At 74.2% G+C, this 17,925-nt stretch carries 13 protein-coding genes; 6 read left to right on the top strand and 7 right to left on the bottom strand.

All coding sequences use genetic code 11. The features are described from left to right. Positions 1-132: 132 nt before the first annotated feature. The gene (locus DDW44_RS27170) at positions 133-789 is read right to left on the bottom strand and encodes an HdeD family acid-resistance protein (RefSeq protein ID WP_017944219.1); all 657 of its coding nucleotides are present in this window, start codon (positions 787-789) and stop codon (positions 133-135) included. A gap of 144 nt (positions 790-933) precedes the next feature. Between DDW44_RS27170 and DDW44_RS27165 the strand changes: the two genes are divergently transcribed. After that, a complete protein-coding gene (locus DDW44_RS27165) occupies positions 934-1,710 on the top strand; it encodes an enoyl-CoA hydratase/isomerase family protein (RefSeq protein ID WP_108908961.1) in 777 nt (258 codons plus the stop codon). Between the two features lie 194 nt (positions 1,711-1,904). Here the strand turns inward: DDW44_RS27165 and DDW44_RS27160 are convergent, their stop codons facing one another. Both DDW44_RS27160 and DDW44_RS27155 read right to left on the bottom strand, forming a co-directional pair. Next, a complete protein-coding gene (locus DDW44_RS27160; protein ID WP_108908101.1) occupies positions 1,905-2,549 on the bottom strand; it encodes a DJ-1/PfpI family protein in 645 nt (214 codons plus the stop codon). A 168-nt stretch (positions 2,550-2,717) separates the two neighbouring features. Next, positions 2,718-3,680 carry a GlxA family transcriptional regulator gene (locus DDW44_RS27155; RefSeq protein WP_108908100.1) on the bottom strand — a complete coding sequence of 321 codons (963 nt, stop codon included), beginning with the start codon at positions 3,678-3,680 and terminating at the stop codon, positions 2,718-2,720. A gap of 148 nt (positions 3,681-3,828) precedes the next feature. On the opposite strand from DDW44_RS27155, the gene DDW44_RS27150 reads away from it, so the two are divergent. From DDW44_RS27150 to DDW44_RS27145, 3 genes are all read left to right on the top strand, one after another. Further along, positions 3,829-4,692 (top strand): SCO6745 family protein, encoded by an 864-nt coding sequence (locus DDW44_RS27150; RefSeq protein ID WP_108908099.1) that lies wholly within the window; start codon positions 3,829-3,831, stop codon positions 4,690-4,692. A gap of 119 nt (positions 4,693-4,811) precedes the next feature. After that, positions 4,812-4,946, top strand: coding sequence for an LPFR motif small protein (locus DDW44_RS33260; protein WP_017944225.1), 135 nt, complete (start codon positions 4,812-4,814; stop codon positions 4,944-4,946). Positions 4,947-5,062: 116 nt separating this feature from the next. Next, on the top strand, positions 5,063-7,441 hold the full coding sequence (locus DDW44_RS27145) for a Tex family protein (protein ID WP_108908098.1): 2,379 nt from the start codon (positions 5,063-5,065) through the stop codon (positions 7,439-7,441). Between the two features lie 363 nt (positions 7,442-7,804). On the opposite strand, the gene DDW44_RS27140 is transcribed toward DDW44_RS27145, so the two are convergent. The 3 genes from DDW44_RS27140 to DDW44_RS27130 all read right to left on the bottom strand — a co-directional run bounded on the left by DDW44_RS27140 (position 7,805) and on the right by DDW44_RS27130 (position 12,834). Beyond that, complete coding sequence (locus DDW44_RS27140) at positions 7,805-9,442, bottom strand: ABC-F family ATP-binding cassette domain-containing protein (RefSeq protein WP_108908097.1); 1,638 nt, start codon at positions 9,440-9,442, stop codon at positions 7,805-7,807. 308 nt (positions 9,443-9,750) lie between these two features. Next, positions 9,751-11,403: a BCCT family transporter gene (locus DDW44_RS27135; protein ID WP_108908096.1), complete on the bottom strand. Its 1,653-nt coding sequence runs from the start codon at positions 11,401-11,403 to the stop codon at positions 9,751-9,753. A 141-nt stretch (positions 11,404-11,544) separates the two neighbouring features. Continuing rightward, positions 11,545-12,834 (bottom strand): M14 family metallopeptidase, encoded by a 1,290-nt coding sequence (locus tag DDW44_RS27130; protein WP_108908095.1) that lies wholly within the window; start codon positions 12,832-12,834, stop codon positions 11,545-11,547. Positions 12,835-13,818: 984 nt separating this feature from the next. Between DDW44_RS27130 and DDW44_RS27125 the strand changes: the two genes are divergently transcribed. Together DDW44_RS27125 and DDW44_RS27120 are read left to right on the top strand one after the other, a co-directional pair. After that, the gene (locus tag DDW44_RS27125) at positions 13,819-15,453 is read left to right on the top strand and encodes a M1 family metallopeptidase (RefSeq protein WP_108908094.1); all 1,635 of its coding nucleotides are present in this window, start codon (positions 13,819-13,821) and stop codon (positions 15,451-15,453) included. A 110-nt stretch (positions 15,454-15,563) separates the two neighbouring features. Continuing rightward, on the top strand, positions 15,564-16,607 hold the full coding sequence (locus DDW44_RS27120) for a LacI family DNA-binding transcriptional regulator (RefSeq protein ID WP_108908093.1): 1,044 nt from the start codon (positions 15,564-15,566) through the stop codon (positions 16,605-16,607). A gap of 81 nt (positions 16,608-16,688) precedes the next feature. Here the strand turns inward: DDW44_RS27120 and DDW44_RS27115 are convergent, their stop codons facing one another. Next, positions 16,689-17,711: an oxygenase MpaB family protein gene (locus DDW44_RS27115; protein WP_108908092.1), complete on the bottom strand. Its 1,023-nt coding sequence runs from the start codon at positions 17,709-17,711 to the stop codon at positions 16,689-16,691. Positions 17,712-17,925: the final 214 nt, after the last annotated feature.

The raw sequence follows: 17,925 nt of genomic DNA, 5'->3' as shown, positions 1-17,925 counted from the left end.
CGCACCCACCCTCGTGAAACGTCGCTGGGAACTGTTGCGTACACGAGTGTCGGGAATGCACTGGTCCATACCGGGCTGCTGACCAGAAGTCAGCTCCTATCGACGGTTCCGAACCGGGATGGTGCGTTCGGGTCAGTTCTTCGACCGATCGGGGTCGTCTTCTGACGACCTCTCGGATACGCCGGCAGCCGCCCGGCCGGGCGTCCCCCCGGCCTCCCCGATCCGCCCGCCGTCCGCGACCATCCCCACGATCTGCCGGCCGGACACGCCGATCGCGATCAGCCCCAGCCCGTCGAAGAGCAGGGCGAGGGAGAAGAACACGCCGAGGACGTAGCGGCTGCTCTCCGGCCAGTTCACGAGCACCAGGATGCCCAGCAGCAGACCGAAGGCGCCCTGGAGCAGGGTCCAGCCGAACTGCGGACCGCGCACGACCAGACTGCCCACCAGCCGGAACAGCCCTCCGGTGAGGAACAGCAGCGCGGCGAACATCGTCAGCGCCTCCGCGCTGCCCTCCGGATGGCGGATGACGACCACGCCGGCCGCGATGTTCAGGGCGGCGACGACGACGGCGAGCCAGAAGAAGCTGCTGCCGCGCGACTCGATCGCGTGGAGCAGTCCGACGACCCCGCCGACGAGCAGCAGCCATCCGAACAGGAGCATCGAGGTGAGGGTGGCGAGCCCGACGTAGACGAGGCCGACGATTCCGGCGATCACCAGGATCACGCCGAGGACCGCCAGCCATCCGAAGCTTCGGCGGAGCTTTCTGCCCTCCCGGGCGGGACCGGTCATCGCTGCCTCCTCGTCGTGCCCTCCCCGGTCGCCGTGGTCGCTGCCGTCACGCTCTGCGACACCGTCGCCTGCGTCACCGGCGCGCCCCGCACCGGCACCCCCTCCCCGATCGTAGGCAGCGGCCCGGCGGATAGCATCCGGCGCATGGACCGGACGAACGAGGCGTACGGGGCGGAGCCGGGGCTACGGCACTCGGTGGCGGACGGGGTGGCGACCGTCGTCATCAGCCATCCGGCCAGGCGCAACGCGATGACCGCCGCGATGTGGCGCGAGCTGCCCGGGCTGCTGGCCCGGCTGGGCCGCGACCCCGCCGTCCGGGTACTGGTGCTGACCGGCGACGGCGGCACCTTCTGCGCGGGCGCCGACATCACCTCGCTGGGCCCGGCGGTCCCGGACGAGTCGCCTCAGGAGCTGGCCGTGCGCGCCGAGGACGCGCTCGCGGCGTTCCCCAAACCGTCACTGGCGGCGGTCCGCGGCTACTGCGTGGGCGGCGGCTGCCAGCTCGCGGCCGCCTGCGATCTGCGGTTCGCCGAGGAGGGCGCCTCCTTCGGGATCACCCCGGCGAAACTCGGCATCGTCTACCCCGCGTCCTCCACCCGGCGCCTGGTCTCGCTCGTGGGCCCGGCCACCGCGAAGTACCTGCTGTTCTCGGGCGAGTTGATCGGTACGGAGCGGGCGCTGCGCACCGGCCTGGTGGACGAGGTGCTGCCCGCGGGCGAACTGGGCAAGAGGGTGGCCGAGTTCGCCCGCGTACTGGCGGCCCGCTCGCAGCTGACGCAGGCCGCCGCGAAGGAGTTCGCGGCCGGGCGGGCCGACCGCGAGGCCCACTGGGCGGAGCAGGCGCGCGGCAGCGGCGACACGGCGGAGGGGGTCGCCGCCTTCCTGGAGCGCAGGCCGCCGCGGTTCACCTGGAGCGGGTGAGGCGGCGGTGGCGGCCGGTCCCGGCTGGGGCCCGGCCGTCCAGGGCGGGTAGCGGCTGGATCCCGGCCGTCCGCGGCTGCTGGCGGCCGTTGGCGGCTGGGGCCCGGCCGTCCGGGGCCGGTCCGGGGCCACCGCGCGCAGCCCGGCCCGCTCATGGCCCCGGGCGCGGGCGCGGGCGCGGGTGCTGTCCGGGCTCAGGCATCCGCCCCCAGGACCAGCCCGGCACGGGTACGCCACTGCGCCACCAACCGCTGCGGAGCCTTCTGCGGCGATCCCGCGTCGTAGGGCGGCTGCGGGTCGTACTCGGTGAGGAGCTGGACCGTCCGGGCGACCTCGTCTCCCGCGATCCGGCCGAGGAGGTGGAGCGCCATGTCGATGCCGGAGGAGACGCCCGCGGCGGTGACGTACTTCCCGTCGAAGACCACGCGCTCCCCCGTCGGCTCCGCGCCGAAGGGCACGAGGTCGTCCAGGGCGAGCCAGTGGGACGTGGCGCGACGTCCTTCGAGCAGTCCGGCCGCGGCCAGCAGGTGCGAGCCGGTGCACACGGACGTGGTCCAGGTGCTGGTCGCGTCGGCCGTCCGCAGCCAGGCGAGGACCGTCTCGTCGAGCATGGCGCGCCGGGAGCCGGGTCCGCCGGGTACGAGCACGATGTCCGGGGCCGTCACCTCGTGGAGCGCCCGCTCGGCGGCCACGACGAGGGTGCCCTGGTCGTTCTGTACCGGGCCGGCCTCCTCGGCGACGAACACGGTCTCCGCCCCGGGGAGCCGGGAGAGCATCTCGTAGGGGCCGATGGCGTCGAGGCTGGTGAAGCCGTCGTAGAGGACGAATGCGATCTGCATGGCGGATCCCCGGGAGGGTGAGGCGGTCCGGGAGGACCGGGCGTGGCCGCCGGCGGGTGCGGTGGCGGCTCGGAGGGAACGGCCCGTCCCGGGCCGCGCCGTGCACGGGTCCGGCGGACGGGGCGGGTTCGGCGGGCGGGGCGGGCGGGCCCGCCGGGAGGGGCGGGTTCAGCGGGCGGGGGCGTGGAAGCGGCGCCGGTACTCGGCGGGCGCCGTACCGAGGGCCTTCACGAAGGCGCGCCGCATCGCCTCCGGTGTGCCGTAGCCGCAGGCGCGGGAGACCTCCCCGACCCCGTGGCCGGTGTCCTCCAGCAGTCGGCGCGCGTGCTCCAGGCGCACCCGGTCGACGTACGCGCCCGGCGTGGTCCCGGTCTCGGCGCGGAAGGCGCGGGCGAACTGGCGGGGCGAGAGTCTGGCCAGACCGGCCAGCGCCGCCACGGACAGATCGCCGTCCGGGTGGTCGGTGATGTACTGCTGAACGTCGCGCAGCGGTTCCCGCCGGGCGGTCTGGGCGGCGAGCTGGGCGCTGAACTGGGACTGGTTGCCCGGCCTGCGCAGGAACACCACCAGATGGCGGGCGACGGTCAGCGCCGTTCCGCGCCCCAGGTCCTCCTCGACCAGGGCGAGCGCCAGGTCGATGCCCGCCGTGACCCCGGCCGAGGTGGCGAGCCGGCCGTCCCGTACGAAGATCGGCTCGGGTTCCACCCGCACCTCGGGGTGGGCGCGCGCGAGCCGGTCGCAGAGGGACCAGTGCGTGGTCACCCTGCGGCCGTCGAGCAGCCCGGCCTCGGCCAGCAGCAGGGCGCCGGAGCACACCGAGACGAGCCGCGTGGCGTCCCGGGCACGGCCGCGCAGCCAGTCGACCACGGAGGGATCGGGGCGGCGGGTGCCCTCCCCGCCCGGCACGATCAGCGTGTGCGGCGGTCCGCTGTCGCCGAGAGTGCCGTCCGGGACGAGCGTCAGGCCGCTGGAGGTGCGCACGGGACCTCCGTCGAGGGAGGCGGTGCGCACGGCGTAGCGGAACGGCGCCCGCGGCGCGTGGTTGGCGCCGGTGAAGACCTCGACCGGGCCGGTCACATCGAGGCTCTGCACTCCGTCGAAGAGCACCACGAGCACGGTTCGCTGCTGCATACGCCCATGCTCCCGGCCACCGGCCGATGACCGCAATGACGAGTACCCCACCTTTCCTGCCATCGGGATCAGGCTCGGGATCGGGCTCGGGATCGAGGCCCGGTGTCCATCCCTTCACGCCGTACCGACTGGTCGGTAACGTTCAGGTATGAGCTCTCTTCACCCGCGCGCGGGACGCCGCTGCCACAACGCCCTCAACCCGCTCCACTCCACCGTGTACTTCTCGCCCGACTTCGCGGGGGAACTCGCGCGGATCGGCGTCGAGGACCCCCGTGCCGCCTACTTCGCGGGCCGCGCCGCCGCCCTGGGCGCCGTCGGGCCGGGCACCGTCGCTGCCACGTTCTACAACTTCAGCCACGAGCTGATCGCCCAGCACCTCCCGGCGGTCTGGGACACCGCCTCCCCCGCCGCGGTGCTGGACGCCCGTACCCGGGCGGTCGACGCGACACTGCGCCGGCTGCTCGGCGAGGACGCCGTCGCCTCACCGGAGATGGCGGAGGCCGCCCGCCTGGCGCTGCGCGCCACCGAGGCCTGCACCCGGCACGCCCGCCCGCTGTACGCCGCACACGCCGACCTGCCGGTGCCCGAGGAGCCGCACCTCGCGCTCTGGCACGCGGCGACCCTGCTGCGCGAGCACCGCGGCGACGGCCATCTCGCCGCACTGCTGTCCGCCGGGCTGGACCCGCTGGAGGCCCTGGTCAGCCACACCGCGACCGGCAAGGGCATGTCACCGCGCTGGATCCTCGCCAGCCGGGGCTGGCGGCGCACCGACTGGGAGGCGGCCTCCGACCGGCTGCGCGAGCGGGGACTGCTCGACGGCGACGGCGAACTGACCGAGGCGGGCACGGCCCTCCGCGCGGAACTGGAGGAGCACACCGACCGGCTCGACCGCGCCCCGTACGAGTCCCTCGGCGCGGCCGGCGTCGAACGCCTCACCGAGCTGGGCCGCGGGTTCCTGACAGCCGCCGCCGCGGCCGGAGCCTTCCCCGACGGCCTCAGCGGGAAGGGCTGACCGGCGGCGGCACGGCGGACGTTTGACGGCACGGGGCAGGGCAACCCGGAACCGGGCACGACAACGTGCCCGAACCACACGGCAACGTGTGTGAACCGCTCGAACCAGAGGAGGCAACCGTGTTCCGTGCCGTCGCCGACGCGCTCAGGACCCTCGGCGGCATCGTCGCCGCCGTCGTCACCGCCCCGTTCCGGCTGCTGGCCCGCCTCTTCGGCGGCGCGGCCGGCCGCGGACGGCGCACGCGCCGGGCGTAGGGGGACGCGCGACACGGCCCCGGCCCACCCGGCAGAATGCAGCAGAGGAGATCGCGCGGGCACACGTCCGCGCGGCCTCGCAGGCACAGCCGGTATCGGAAGGCGAGTCGGGAACCGTGACGACGTCCATCGAAGGCAGGATCGCCGAGGAGCTCGGCGTACGGGAGCGGCAGGTGAAGGCGGCCGTCGAGCTGCTCGACGGCGGGTCCACCGTCCCGTTCATCGCGCGCTACCGCAAGGAAGCGACCGAGATGCTCGACGACGCGCAGCTGCGCACGCTCGAGGAGCGGCTGCGCTATCTGCGGGAACTGGAGGAGCGGCGGACCGCGGTCCTGGAGTCCGTGCGCGAACAGGGCAAACTGACCGACGAGCTCGAGGCGCAGATCCGGTCCGCCGACACCAAGGCCCGTCTGGAGGACGTCTACCTCCCCTTCAAGCCCAAGCGGAGGACCAGGGCGCAGATCGCCCGCGAGGCCGGGCTGGAGCCGCTCGCCGAGGGTCTGCTGACCGACCCGACGGTCGAACCCCTGGCGGCCGCCGCCGCGTTCGTCGACGCCGGCAAGGGCGTCGCCGACGCCGCGGCCGCCCTGGAGGGCGCGCGCGCGATCCTCACCGAGCGCTTCTCCGAGGACGCCGACCTCATCGGCGAACTGCGGGAGCGGATGTGGACCCGGGGCCGGCTGGCGGCGAAGGTCCGCGACGGCAAGGAGGAGGCCGGCGCGAAGTTCGCCGACTACTTCGACTTCGCCGAGCCGTTCACCGAACTCCCCTCGCACCGTGTGCTCGCGATGCTGCGCGGCGAGAAGGAGGACGTGCTCAGCCTGGAGCTGGAGCCGGAGGAGCCCACGGACGGTCCTTCGACCTACGAGGGCATGGTGGCCCGGCGCTTCGACGTGGCCGACCGGGGCCGGCCGGCGGACAAGTGGCTGCTGGACACGGTGCGCTGGGCCTGGCGGACCCGGATCCTGGTGCACCTCGGGATCGACCTGCGGCTGAGGCTGCGGACGGCCGCCGAGGACGAGGCGGTACGGGTCTTCGCCGCCAACCTGCGGGACCTGCTGCTCGCCGCCCCCGCCGGCACCCGCGCGACGCTGGGCCTCGACCCCGGCTTCCGCACCGGGGTGAAGGTGGCGGTGGTGGACGCGACCGGCAAGGTCGTCGCCACCGACACGATCTACCCGCACGTACCCGCGAACAAGTGGGACGAGTCGCTGGCGAAGCTGGCCCGGCTGGCGAAGGAGCACGCCGTCGAGCTGGTCGCCATCGGCAACGGCACGGCGTCCCGCGAGACGGACAGGCTGGCCGCCGACCTCATCGCCGGGCACCCGGAGCTGAAGCTCACCAAGGTGATGGTGTCGGAGGCCGGCGCGTCGGTGTACTCGGCGTCCGCGTTCGCCTCGCAGGAACTGCCGGGCCTGGACGTCTCGCTGCGCGGCGCGGTGTCCATCGCCCGCCGGCTGCAGGACCCCCTCGCCGAGCTGGTGAAGATCGACCCCAAGTCGATCGGCGTGGGCCAGTACCAGCACGACCTCTCCGAGGTGAAGCTGTCGCGCTCGCTGGACGCGGTCGTCGAGGACTGTGTGAACGGCGTCGGCGTCGATGTGAACACCGCCTCCGCGCCGCTGCTGTCCCGGGTCTCGGGCATCGGTGCGGGCCTCGCCGAGAACATCGTGGCGCACCGCGACCAGAACGGCCCCTTCCACTCCCGCAAGGAGCTCAGGAACGTGGCGCGGCTCGGTCCGAAGGCGTACGAGCAGTGCGCGGGCTTCCTGCGGATCCGCGGCGGCGACGACCCGCTGGACGCGTCCAGCGTGCACCCCGAGGCGTACCCGGTGGTGCGGCGCATGGTGAAGACGACCGGCAGCGAGGTCGCGTCGCTCATCGGCAACACGGGCGTGCTGCGGTCGCTGCGCCCGGACGACTTCGTCGACGAGACCTTCGGCCTGCCGACGGTGACGGACATCCTGCGGGAGCTGGAGAAGCCGGGGCGCGACCCCCGCCCCGCGTTCCGGACGGCGACCTTCAAGGACGGCGTGGAGAAGATCTCCGACCTGGCGTCCGGGATGGTGCTGGAAGGAGTCGTCACCAATGTGGCGGCGTTCGGGGCGTTCGTGGACGTCGGTGTCCACCAGGACGGCCTGGTGCACGTCTCGGCGATGTCGCGCACCTTCGTCAAGGACCCGCGGGACGTGGTGAAGCCGGGCGACGTGGTCAAGGTGAAGGTCCTCGACGTGGACATCCCGCGCAAGCGGATCTCGCTGACGCTGCGGCTGGACGACGAGGCCGCGGCGCAGCCGGGCGGCGGTGGTGGCCGGCGCCGCGACCAGGGCGGCGGCCGGCCGCCGCAGCAGCGCCAGGGCGGCCGCGACCGCCGCCCGGCCGCCGGCTCGGGCTCCGGCTCCGGCCGTCCCTCGGCACCCCCCGCCAACAGCGCGATGGCGGACGCCCTGCGCCGGGCCGGGCTGCTGGACGGCAGGGGAGGCGGCGGGCGCTGAACCCGCCACGGCCGCGCGGACGGGGTCCGCGCGGCCGGGTCCCCCGGGGCGGCGGCTGCGGACCGTTCGGCACCGGGCCTCCGGACCGGCGGCACCGGTGCGGCCCGCGGCGGCGCCCGGTGCGCTGAGCCTTCGCGTTCGCGTTCGCCCAGGGAACACGCCACCGCGTGCGCTGAGCCTCGGCCTCGGCCCGGCACGGCACGGCACGGCACCGCGTGCGCTGAGCCTCGGCCTCGGCCCGGCACGGCACGGCACGGCACCGTATGCGCTACCGCGCCCTCGGCACCACGGCGCCGGCACCCCCATCATCTTCGGGGAGTCGGGGCAACCGCTCCAGCGGAGACGGTCAGGGCCCGGCCGTTCTCAGCACTCGGTGACCTTGCCGTGCGCCACCTCGAGGCACCGGGTCGTACGGACGGTGTCCAGCATCCGGCGGTCGTGGGTGACCAGCAGCAGCGTGCCGGTGTAGGAGTCGAGAGCGGACTCGAGCTGCTCGATGGCGGGCAGGTCGAGATGGTTCGTGGGCTCGTCGAGCACCAGCAGATTGACGCCCCGGCCCTGGAGCAGGGCCAGCGCCGCCCGGGTCCGCTCGCCCGGGGACAGGCCGACCGCCGGCCGCAGTACGTGGTCCGCCTTGAGACCGAACTTGGCGAGGAGGGTGCGGACGTCGGCGGGTTCGGTGTCGGGGACCGCCGCGCAGAACGCGTCCAGCAGCGAGTCCGTGCCGTGGAAGAGCCGACGGGCCTGGTCGATCTCGCCGACGACGACGCCGGAACCGACGGCCGAGTGCCCGGCGTCCAGCGTGAGCCTGCCGAGGAGGGCGGCGAGCAATGTCGACTTGCCGGCACCGTTGGCTCCGGTGACGGCGACCCGGTCGGCGAGGTCGATCCGCAGCGACACCGGCCCGAAGTGGAAGTCGCCCCGCCGCACCTCCGCGTCGCGGAGGGTCGCGACGACCGACCCTGAGCGCGGCGCGGCCGCGATCTCCATGCGCAGCTCCCACTCCTTGCGGGGCTCCTCGACCACATCGAGGCGTTCGATCATGCGCTGCGTCTGGCGGGCCTTCGCGGCCTGCTTCTCGCTCGCCTCGCTGCGGAACTTGCGGCCGATCTTGTCGTTGTCGCCGGCCTTGCGCCGCGCGTTCCTGACGCCCTTGTCCATCCAGGAACGCTGCATCCGGGCCCGGCCTTCGAGGGCGGCCCTCTTGTCGGCGTACTCCTCGTAGTCCTCGCGGGCGTGCCGCCGCGCCGTCTCGCGTTCCTCCAGATACGCGGCGTAGCCGCCGCCGTAGAGCGTGATCTCCTGCTGGGCGAGGTCGAGTTCGAGGACCTTGGTGACGGTGCGGGAGAGGAACTCCCGGTCGTGGCTGACGACCACCGTGCCGGCACGCAGGCCGGAGACGAAGCGCTCCAGTCGCTCCAGCCCGTCCAGGTCGAGGTCGTTGGTCGGCTCGTCGAGGAGGAAGACGTCGTAGCGGGACAGCAGCAGGGAGGCGAGTTGGGCCCGGGCCGCCTGGCCGCCGGAGAGCGAGGTCATCGGCCGGTCGAGGCCGGTGGGGAGGCCGAGCGAACCGGCGACCTCCTCGGCGCGCTCGTCCAGGTCGGCGCCACCGAGCGCCAGCCAGCGCTCCAGGCTCGCCGCGTAGGCGTCGTCGGCGCCCGGCGTGCCGTCGACGAGCCCCCGGGTGGCCTCGTCCATCGCGCTCTGGGCGGCGGCGACCCCGGTCCGGCGGGCGAGGAACCCCCGTACGGTCTCCCCCTCGCGCCGCTCCGGCTCCTGCGGGAGGTGGCCCACCGCGGCGGTCGGCGGGGACAGCCGCAGCTCGCCGTGCTCCGGGGTGTCGAGGCCGGCGAGCAGCCGGAGGAGAGTGGACTTCCCGGCGCCGTTGGCGCCGACGAGGCCGATCACGTCGCCGGGCGCGACGACGAGGTCGAGCCCGGCGAAGAGCGTGCGGTCGCCGTGTCCGGCGGCGAGGTCTTTGGCGACGAGGGTTGCGGTCATCAGGGGGCCGAGTCTAGTGCGGCGTCAGGCAGGGCTCGCCCGTCGAGGAGCGGCGTCCGGCGCATGGGGTGCCCCCGGCCCTCCCGGCCGAGGGGATGGGGTGTCCCCCGGCCCCCCGGGCCGAGGAGATGGGGTGCGCCCCGGCCCCCGGGCCGAGGGGATGCCGCCGCGACCGTACGGCGCCACCCCGGCCCGGCGGGCGGGTGGCGCCACACGGTCGCGGCGGGCGGACCGGGACGACGGGCGGCCCCGGACGGCGTCCGGCCGAAGAGTGCTCCGGGCGGGCGGGACCCCCCGGGGCCCGGGGGTCACCTCTCCGGCGGTGTGGGCCCGATGCGGAGCTCGAAGTCGCCGTCGTACTTCTCGTGCCCCGCGATCACGGCGAGTTCCACGGCCTCCTCGCCGAGCCGGCCGCGCAGGATGATCGGGTCGTGGCGCAGGTCGCGCATCAGCGCGAAGCACATCGCCGTCATCACGACCAGGAACGGCGCCGCGACGAGGATGGTGAGGTTCTGCAGTCCCGCGAGGGCGTCGCCCTTCCCGCCGCCGATCAGCAGCATCACGGCCGCCACGGCGCCGGTGACGCTGCCCCAGAACACCACGACGAAGCGTCCCGGCTCCAGGGCGCCCCGCTGCGAGAGCGTCCCCATCACCAGGGACGCCGCGTCGGCGCCGGAGACGAAGAAGATGGCGACCAGGATCATCACGAGCAGGCTCGTGACCGTGGCAGCGGGGTACTGCTGCAGCACGGCGAACAACTGGCCCTCGGGCGTGGTCTCGTCGCCGAGCCGGCCCCGCTCCTGGAGCGTCATCGCCGTACCGCCGAAGATCGCGAACCAGCAGAGGCTGACCGTGCTGGGCACCAGGATCACGCCGCCGACGAACTGCCGGATGGTGCGTCCCCGGCTGATGCGGGCGATGAACATGCCGACGAACGGCGTCCACGAGATCCACCAGGCCCAGTAGAAGACCGTCCAGCTGCCCAGCCAGTCGGCGACCCCCGCGCCACTGGACGCCTCGGTGCGGCCGACCAGTTGCGGCAGTTCGCCGAAGTAGGTGGCGATCGAGGTGGGCAGGAGGTCCAGCACGATGATGGTCGGCCCGGCGACGAAGAGGAACACGGCGAGCAGCAGGGCCAGCACCATGTTGGTGTTGGACAGCCACTGGATGCCCTTCTCGATACCGGACACGGCCGAGAGGACGAAGGCGAGCGTCAGCACCGCGATGATGACGACGAGCAGCGCCGTGCTCACCCTGGTCATCCAGCCCAGTTCGCTGACTCCGCTGCCGATCTGGAGCGCGCCGAGTCCGAGGGAGGCGGCGGAGCCGAACAGCGTCGCGAAGATCGCGAGGATGTCGATGAGCCGGCCGCCCCAGCCCTGGGCGTGCTTCCTGCCGATCAGCGGCTCGAAGACCGCGCTGACCGTCTGGCGTCGGCGGCGCCGGAAGGTGCTGTAGGCGATGGCGAGTCCGACGACGGCGTAGATGGCCCACGGGTGCAGCGTCCAGTGGAACAGGGTCGTGGCCATCGCCGTCTCCATGGCCTGCGCCGCGTCGGCGGGATCGGTGCCCGGCGGCGGCTCGGTGAAGTGCGCGAGGGGCTCGCTGACTCCGTAGAACATCAGGCCGATGCCCATGCCCGCGCTGAACATCATCGCGATCCAGGAGACGGTGCGGAACTCGGGCTTTTCGTCCTCGCGTCCGAGCGGGATCCGCCCGTAGCGGCTGATGGCGAGCCAGAGCGCGAAGATCACGAAGCCGGAGGCGGCCAGGACGAACGCCCAGCCGCCGTTGCGGATGAGGCCCGCGAGCATGCTGCCCGACACCCGCCCGAGGGTGTCCGTGGCGACGGAGCCCCAGAGCACGAAGGCGACCGTGAGGACGGCGGTGACCCCGAAGACCACCCGGTCCGTTGCGGTGGCGTGCCGAGCCGGCTCCGGCGGCCCGGGGATGTCCGTCACCGGAGGGATTCCCCGGTCCGCCGGCTGTCTTGCGCCAGGTGAGTCGTCGTGCGGCACAGAGGGCCCCTTTCGCGGGTAAACGGAGCCGGGCTTCGCTCTCCTGAGGGCCCTCCTACCACATACGGCGAGGTTCATACGGAATCAGCAGCGGGTGATCGGAACCCCGGTCGTGAGGCGGTACGCGGCCCGCTCGTCGAGCAGCAGGGGCACCAGGGCCCGCAGCGACTGCCGCAGCGGTACGACCGCGCCGTCCGGCGTGGGCCGGGAGACCACACCGTGCAGGGCGAGTTCGTCCGCGACCTCGGCGTGCTGGGCGGCCGTGAGCCGGTAGCCGCAGGGCGGGTCCTGGATGGTCTCGTCCGGTGACGCGGGGTCGTTGTCGGCGCCGCCGGTCCACACCGGGCCGCGGTCGGCGAACCCGGCGAGCCGGGCCGCGGTCGTCGCGGCCTCGATCCGGCCGCGCCGCTCGCCGTCGAAGGCGAAGGCACCCTCCAGCGCCGCGAGCTGGGAGTGGACCCGGCGCCGGTTGTTGACGGCGGGGTCCGCCCGCTCGGCGTCGGTGAGGGCGTCGACCCGGGTCTCCACCAGCAGGCCGACGGAGTGCTTCACGCCCGCCGTGTTGCGCAGGATGCGCTCCTGACCGTCGCCGGCGACCTGCCGGACGGGCTCACCGGTGACGGGATCGGTCCAGATGCCGTAGACGCCGCTGCTGAATCCGGCCTGCTCCGCGCGGGGCCGTACATAGCTCTCGGAGAGGGTGTGTGCCTCCCGGCGCACGTCCGGCGCGGTGTTGAGGTTGCGCGGCCAGAGCGCCAGCAGGTCCTTCTCGTAGTAGCGGGGGGTGGCGTTGTACTCGTGCAGGTCGTAGACCATGTCGGGGCGGCTGTCGCGGATGACGGCGGCCAGGGCACGGCCCTCGGCGGTCCTCAGCGCGATGTGGTCGCGGTTGACGTCCACACCGTCGCCGTTGCCGCGGGTGCCCGCCGCGCGCCCGTCGGGGTTGGCGGTCGGCACGACGAGGACGGTCGTACGGTCCAGGAAGCGGCGGGTTCCGGCGTCCCTGGCCCGGGCGAGGTCGCGGACCGTGGTGAGACACGCCTCGCGGCCGGACGGCTCGTCACCGTGCTGGCTGCAGATCAGCAGCATGGTGTGCGCCGTGGGCCGGTCGCCGCCGATGCGCACGAGCTGCAGCGGACGCCCCTGCGCGGTCGTGCCGATGGTCCGCAGCGACACCCGGTCGCTTGACCGGTCGACGGCGCCGAGGAACGCCCACTCCTCCGGTTGCGTGGTCCAGCGCGCACCCCCGGAGGACTCGAATCCGGTGCGGGGGACGCCGGCGTGCGCGGCGGCCTGGACGGGCGCGGGTACGGCGGCGGTGGTGGCCGCCAGTGCGCAGAGGGCCACGGCCAGGGTGCGGATACGTCGGTGCATCGGTTGCTGCCTCCGTGGGCGGGTCGGATCGGATGTGGTGCGGCGGCGCCGTGCGAGCCGGGGTGCCCGGACGGCCCGAACTGCCGGGCGGCGGCGGTGGCCCGCCGCGCACCGGCCTGCCGCCGGCGAACGGCACCCGCGGCGCGGTACGGGACCGGTGGGCCCGGCCGCGGGGCATCGCGCGGAAGTGCGTGCCGATGCGGGTGGCCGTGCAGCCGGTGGCGGCGGGGGCACGGTCCTTCGTCCCGCCGGCGACGGCCCCCGCCCCGGGACGCCGCAGCGAGCGGCGGCGCCGACGCGGCCGCCGGGAGCGGCTCGTGCCCGTGTGGCGTCCCGCGTCGCGGGGACGGCCGTGCGGCGTTTCCGCGACGTGGGACCGGCCGTGCGGCGGGAGGTGGCTGTCGTGGTCCGGCGAGAGGGCCGCGGGGGCGCCCACGGCGCCGCCGGTCGTCGCCCGGATCCCGTTGCCGCGCCCGCAGCAGGAGTAATACGGGGCGGCGTCCGTGATCAGGGGTACTTTCCGGCCATGTCGCGCCGGTTGTTCCCCCGGCCGGACGACGCCTATGCCGACGCGGTCGTCCCGGTCGCCCCCGTCACGACACGGCCGGGTGCCGAGCGGTACGGATGCCCGTGCCGTGTCGCGGCACGCGATGCCGGGTCCGCTCTGCCGGGACGCGGTGGTGTGTGCGGGTGTCCGCGGGACGAGTACGGACGCCGGGGAGGTCCCGGCCGCCGCGGCGACGGTTCCGCCGTCGAGTCCCATGCGGTGCACACGTATCGGCATGGGAGCGGACGGTACTCCCGCCAACTGCCGTGCAACAGGGGGCAGTAGTGAGCCGTTCGAGGACAGGAGTGACGCATGGAGACACCCGGGATGCCGGCCGGCCGGCGATCGCGTCGCGATGGGCGCCACGGCCACCAGGGAGCGTGGGACGGGTGAACGGGTCCCGGCGAGATCGTCCACCCCGGACGTCGGGGGCATCCGTGCGCCGCGGGGTCCTCGTCCCGAGCGCGCTTGCCGCGTCGCTTCTGCTGCTGGTCCCGGCATCCGCCGCCGCGGGGAGCCCGGGAAGGTCCTCCGGGGAGGGCGGCGCGCCCGGGGCCCCGGGCATCGGCGACCCCTACTACCCGGCCGCGGGAAACGGCGGCTACGACGTGTCGCACTACGACCTGCGCCTGAAGTACCAGCCGGCGACGGATCTCCTGGAGGGGACGGCCACGATCATCGCGACCGCCCTGCAGGACCTCTCCCGGTTCAACCTGGACTTCGGTCTGACGGTCGACGAGGTGCGGGTGAACGGCCGCACGGCGGCGTTCACCAGAAGCGGCGACCACGAGCTGGAGATCACGCCCGTCGCGCCGCTGCCGAGGAACCGCACGGTCTCGGTGGTCGTCCGGTACGCGGGAAAGCCCTCCGAGCTGAAGATCGGCGGCTGGACCGCCTGGCACCGCACCCCGGACGGCGGCGTCGCCGCGCAGGAGCCGGCCTCGGCCGTGTGGTGGTTCCCGTCCAACGACCACCCGCTGGACAAGGCCACCTTCGACATCTCCGTCGCGGTCCCGGACGGAACCCAGGCGATCAGCAACGGAGTCCTGCGGTCCCGGTCGTCACGGCTCGGCTGGACGCGCTGGAACTGGCGGTCCGACAGACCGCAGGCCACCTATCTCGCCACGCTGGCCGTCGGAAGGTTCGACATCACCACGGACACCACCGCGAACGGGCTGCCGGTCCTCAACGCCTACAGCAAGGACCTCGGGGGCGACGCCGGCGCGGCGCGGGCGAGCGTCGAGCGGACCGCCGAGGTGGTGGAGTGGCTGGAGGGCGTGTTCGGCCCGTACCCGTTCAACGCGCTCGGCGGCTACGTCCCGAACGTGACCAGCGGGTACGCCCTGGAGACGCAGACCCGGCCCTTCTACAGCCCCCGGCAGTTCGCGGTCGGCGCGAACGTCTCGGTGGTCGTCCACGAGATGGCCCACCAGTGGTACGGGGACAGCGTCTCGGTGAAGGGCTGGGAGGACATCTGGGTCAACGAGGGCTTCGCCCGCTACAGCCAGTGGCTCTGGTCGGAGAAGGAGGGCGAGGGCACGGCCCAGGAGCTGGCCGACCACGTCTACGCCCTGCACCCGGCCGACGACCCGTTCTGGACGGTGAGACCCGGCGACCCCGGACCCGACAAGCAGTTCCACCTCGCCGTGTACGACCGCGGCGCGCTCGCCCTGCAGGTGCTGCGCAACACGATCGGTGACGAGGACTTCTTCGCGGTGCTCAGGGGCTGGCCGGCGGAGTACGCCGACGGCAACGCGAGCGTCGGGGACTTCGTGGAGTACGCCGAGAAGGTCTCCGGCAAGCAGCTCGCGGCCCTCTTCCGCACCTGGCTGTACGAGGCGTCGAAGCCGGCCGTGCCCCCGGGGGTGCCGGCCGGGGCGGTACGGGCGGCCCGTGGCGCGCGGTCCGCGGCACCGCCGGCCGAGCCCAGGTCGTACCGGAAGATCGCCGCCACCGACACGGTGCACGACCGCGGCCACGGCCAGGGACACGACCAGGGCCAGGGCGGTGATCACGCCCGCGCTCACAGTCGCGATCACGGTCGCGTTCACGGTCGCGATCACGGCCACTGACCGGCGGAATCCGGCGCCGCCGCCCTGGTCCGGTGCGGCGGCGCCTGCGGATACGCTGACCGCGTACGACCCGTGCCACCCGTACGGACACCGCCGGTGAGGAGCGTCCCGTGCCCGATCGGAGCAGTGGGCCCCGGCCCACCCTGGAAGCCGTCGCCGCGCGGGCCGGGGTCTCCCGGGCCACGGTGTCCCGCGTCGTCAACGGCGGTGCGGGGGTGCGCGCGCCGCTCGCCGACCGGGTGCGGGAGGCGGTCGCGGAGCTCGGGTACATCCCCAATCAGGCGGCCCGCAGCCTGGTCACCCGGCGCAGCGGTGCGGTCGCCGTGATCATCGCCGAGCCGGAGTTCCGGGTCTTCTCCGACCCGTTCTTCGAGCGCCAGGTGCGCGGCATCAGCCGTGAACTGGTCGTCCACGACTCGCAACTGGTGCTGCTGTGGGCCGAGGGCCCGGACGACCACGACCGGATAGCCCGCTATCTCGGCGGCGGGCACGTCGACGGCGCACTCGCCTTCTCCCTCCACGAGAGCGACGAACTCCCCTCGGTGGTGCTGGCGTCGGGCGTGCCCGCGGTGTTCGGCGGCCGCCCCGGCGGGCCGGGCGCGGGCTCCGAGCACGCCGTACCCTACGTCGACTGCGACAACCGGGGCGGGGCCCGGGCGGCGGTGCGCCATCTCGTCGGTCTCGGCCGCAGCCGGATCGCCCATATCGCGGGGCCCCGGGACCAGACGTCGGCGCTGGACCGGCTGCACGGCTACCGGGACGTACTGCCGGACGCCGATCCGGGACTGACCGCCCAGGGCGACTTCACGGCGCGCGGTGGGGAGCGGGCGATGGCCGGGCTGCTCGACGGGAATGCCGCCGTGCCCGATGCGGTGTTCGCCGCGAACGACCTGATGGCGTCGGGGGCGCTGAAGCTGCTGCGCGAGCGCGGGCTGCGGGTGCCGCACGATGTCGCGCTGGTCGGCTTCGACGACATGGCGCCGGTCGCCGAGGCCACCGATCCGCCGCTGACGACGGTCCGTCAGGACATCGAGGGAAACGGCCGGCTGATGGTACGGCTGCTGATGGAGCTGCTGGACGGTGGCGGCCCGGAAGCCGCTCCCCCGGCCTCGCTGATCACACCGACGAGGCTGGTCCGGCGCGCCTCGGCCTGAGACCTGCCCGGGACCTCCGGGGTGCCGCCTGCTGGGGGCGTCCCCGGCCGCCCCTCGGCGCACTCCCGGCGTCACCGTGCATCACGCGACACCACGGGGCGTCACCCGGCACCACGGGGCTCCACCGGCATCATCCGGCACCACCGGCATCATCCGGCACCACCGGGCGCGCAGCCGGACGGCCCGTCGGCCCGCCCGCCCCGGTGGCAGCCGCCCTCCGGCCCGGGCCCGGCGGCGGGCCTCCCTGGCCTGCGGGAGATAGCGCATCCGCTCCGGAAGCAGGGGGACCACGGTCCGGACGACCCGGCCGAAGCGCCGCAGCCGCCGCTCCTGCTCGCAGGTCCAGGGCAGCCCGATCGCCGCGCGGGCGTCCGGCGGCATCAGCCCGATGGTCAGGAAGCGCCTCAGCCGGAGGAACCGGGGCAGCACCAGCGGCCAGCACAGGCGCAGCAGCAGCCGCAGCGGCAGGGGGCCGAGGGCGGGCGGCGGCAGTACGCGGTCGGTGGCGACGAGGTCCCGGACGACGGCGTTGGCCTCCAGTTCGCGGGCGAGGACCCCGCGGTAGTACGGCCAGAACTCCTCGACGGTGGCCGGCATGTCCCGGTCGCGGAGGCCGAGCACCCGCCCGACCATCAGCCACTCCTGGTAGAGCCGGCGCTCCTGGGCCTCGGTGAACGGGCGGTACAGATAGCGGACCGCGTGGCGGTGCACGGGGAAGCCGGTGGCATGGACCCACGCGTAGTGCCCGGGGCTGAGCGCGTGGTAGCGGCGGCCCCGGCTGTCGGTGCCCGCGACGCCCCGGTGCAGCCGGCGCAGCCGGCGGCCCTCCTCGGCCGCGGCGTCGCCGCCGTACACCCAGAGCTGGAGCGAGCGCAGTGAGCGCTCCGCGCGCCCCCAGGGGTCGGTGCGGAAGGCGGAGTGCTCGTCGACGCCGGCGCCGACGGCGGGATGGGCGACCTGCAGGGTGAGCGCGGCGGGGAGCATGAGCAGCCCGCGGACGTCGCCGACGAGGGTCCACAGGACGCCGCCGGGCGGCGGGGGCGGGGGGTCCGGACCGGCCCTGCCGTCCGTCCTCCGCGTCAGGGGTTCCCGCGGCCTGGTCATGGGTGTGCTCCCGGTGGGCGCGGAGCGCCCGTTCTCACGTTCCAGTATGCGATCACGAGCCGGTGAGAGGGAGCGGTGGAGGGAGCAGCAGGCGGCGGGAGCAGCCGACGGCCGGTCCGGCGGCGAGGCCCGTCCGCACATCCCCGGGAGGGCACATGTCCGTACACGTTCCAAGGAACGCGGAACTCCGGCAAGAAACCCGGCACCTGACGGT

The organism is Streptomyces tirandamycinicus (assembly GCF_003097515.1).
Taxonomy (GTDB): Bacteria; Actinomycetota; Actinomycetes; order Streptomycetales; family Streptomycetaceae; genus Streptomyces; species Streptomyces tirandamycinicus.
This window is presented reverse-complemented; position numbering and strand designations above follow the sequence as displayed.

What these genes read in the sequence shown, in the direction of transcription:
- DDW44_RS27115 (WP_108908092.1), bottom strand. Translation starts at nt 17,711, where the DNA reads ATGACCAGGCCGCGGGAACCCCTGACGCGGAGGACGGACGGCAGGGCC.
- DDW44_RS27165 (WP_108908961.1), top strand. Translation starts at nt 934, where the DNA reads ATGGACCGGACGAACGAGGCGTACGGGGCGGAGCCGGGGCTACGGCAC.
- DDW44_RS27170 (WP_017944219.1), bottom strand. Translation starts at nt 789, where the DNA reads ATGACCGGTCCCGCCCGGGAGGGCAGAAAGCTCCGCCGAAGCTTCGGA.
- DDW44_RS27150 (WP_108908099.1), top strand. Translation starts at nt 3,829, where the DNA reads ATGAGCTCTCTTCACCCGCGCGCGGGACGCCGCTGCCACAACGCCCTC.
- DDW44_RS27155 (WP_108908100.1), bottom strand. Translation starts at nt 3,680, where the DNA reads ATGCAGCAGCGAACCGTGCTCGTGGTGCTCTTCGACGGAGTGCAGAGC.
- DDW44_RS27160 (WP_108908101.1), bottom strand. Translation starts at nt 2,549, where the DNA reads ATGCAGATCGCATTCGTCCTCTACGACGGCTTCACCAGCCTCGACGCC.
- DDW44_RS27140 (WP_108908097.1), bottom strand. Translation starts at nt 9,442, where the DNA reads ATGACCGCAACCCTCGTCGCCAAAGACCTCGCCGCCGGACACGGCGAC.
- DDW44_RS27130 (WP_108908095.1), bottom strand. Translation starts at nt 12,834, where the DNA reads ATGCACCGACGTATCCGCACCCTGGCCGTGGCCCTCTGCGCACTGGCG.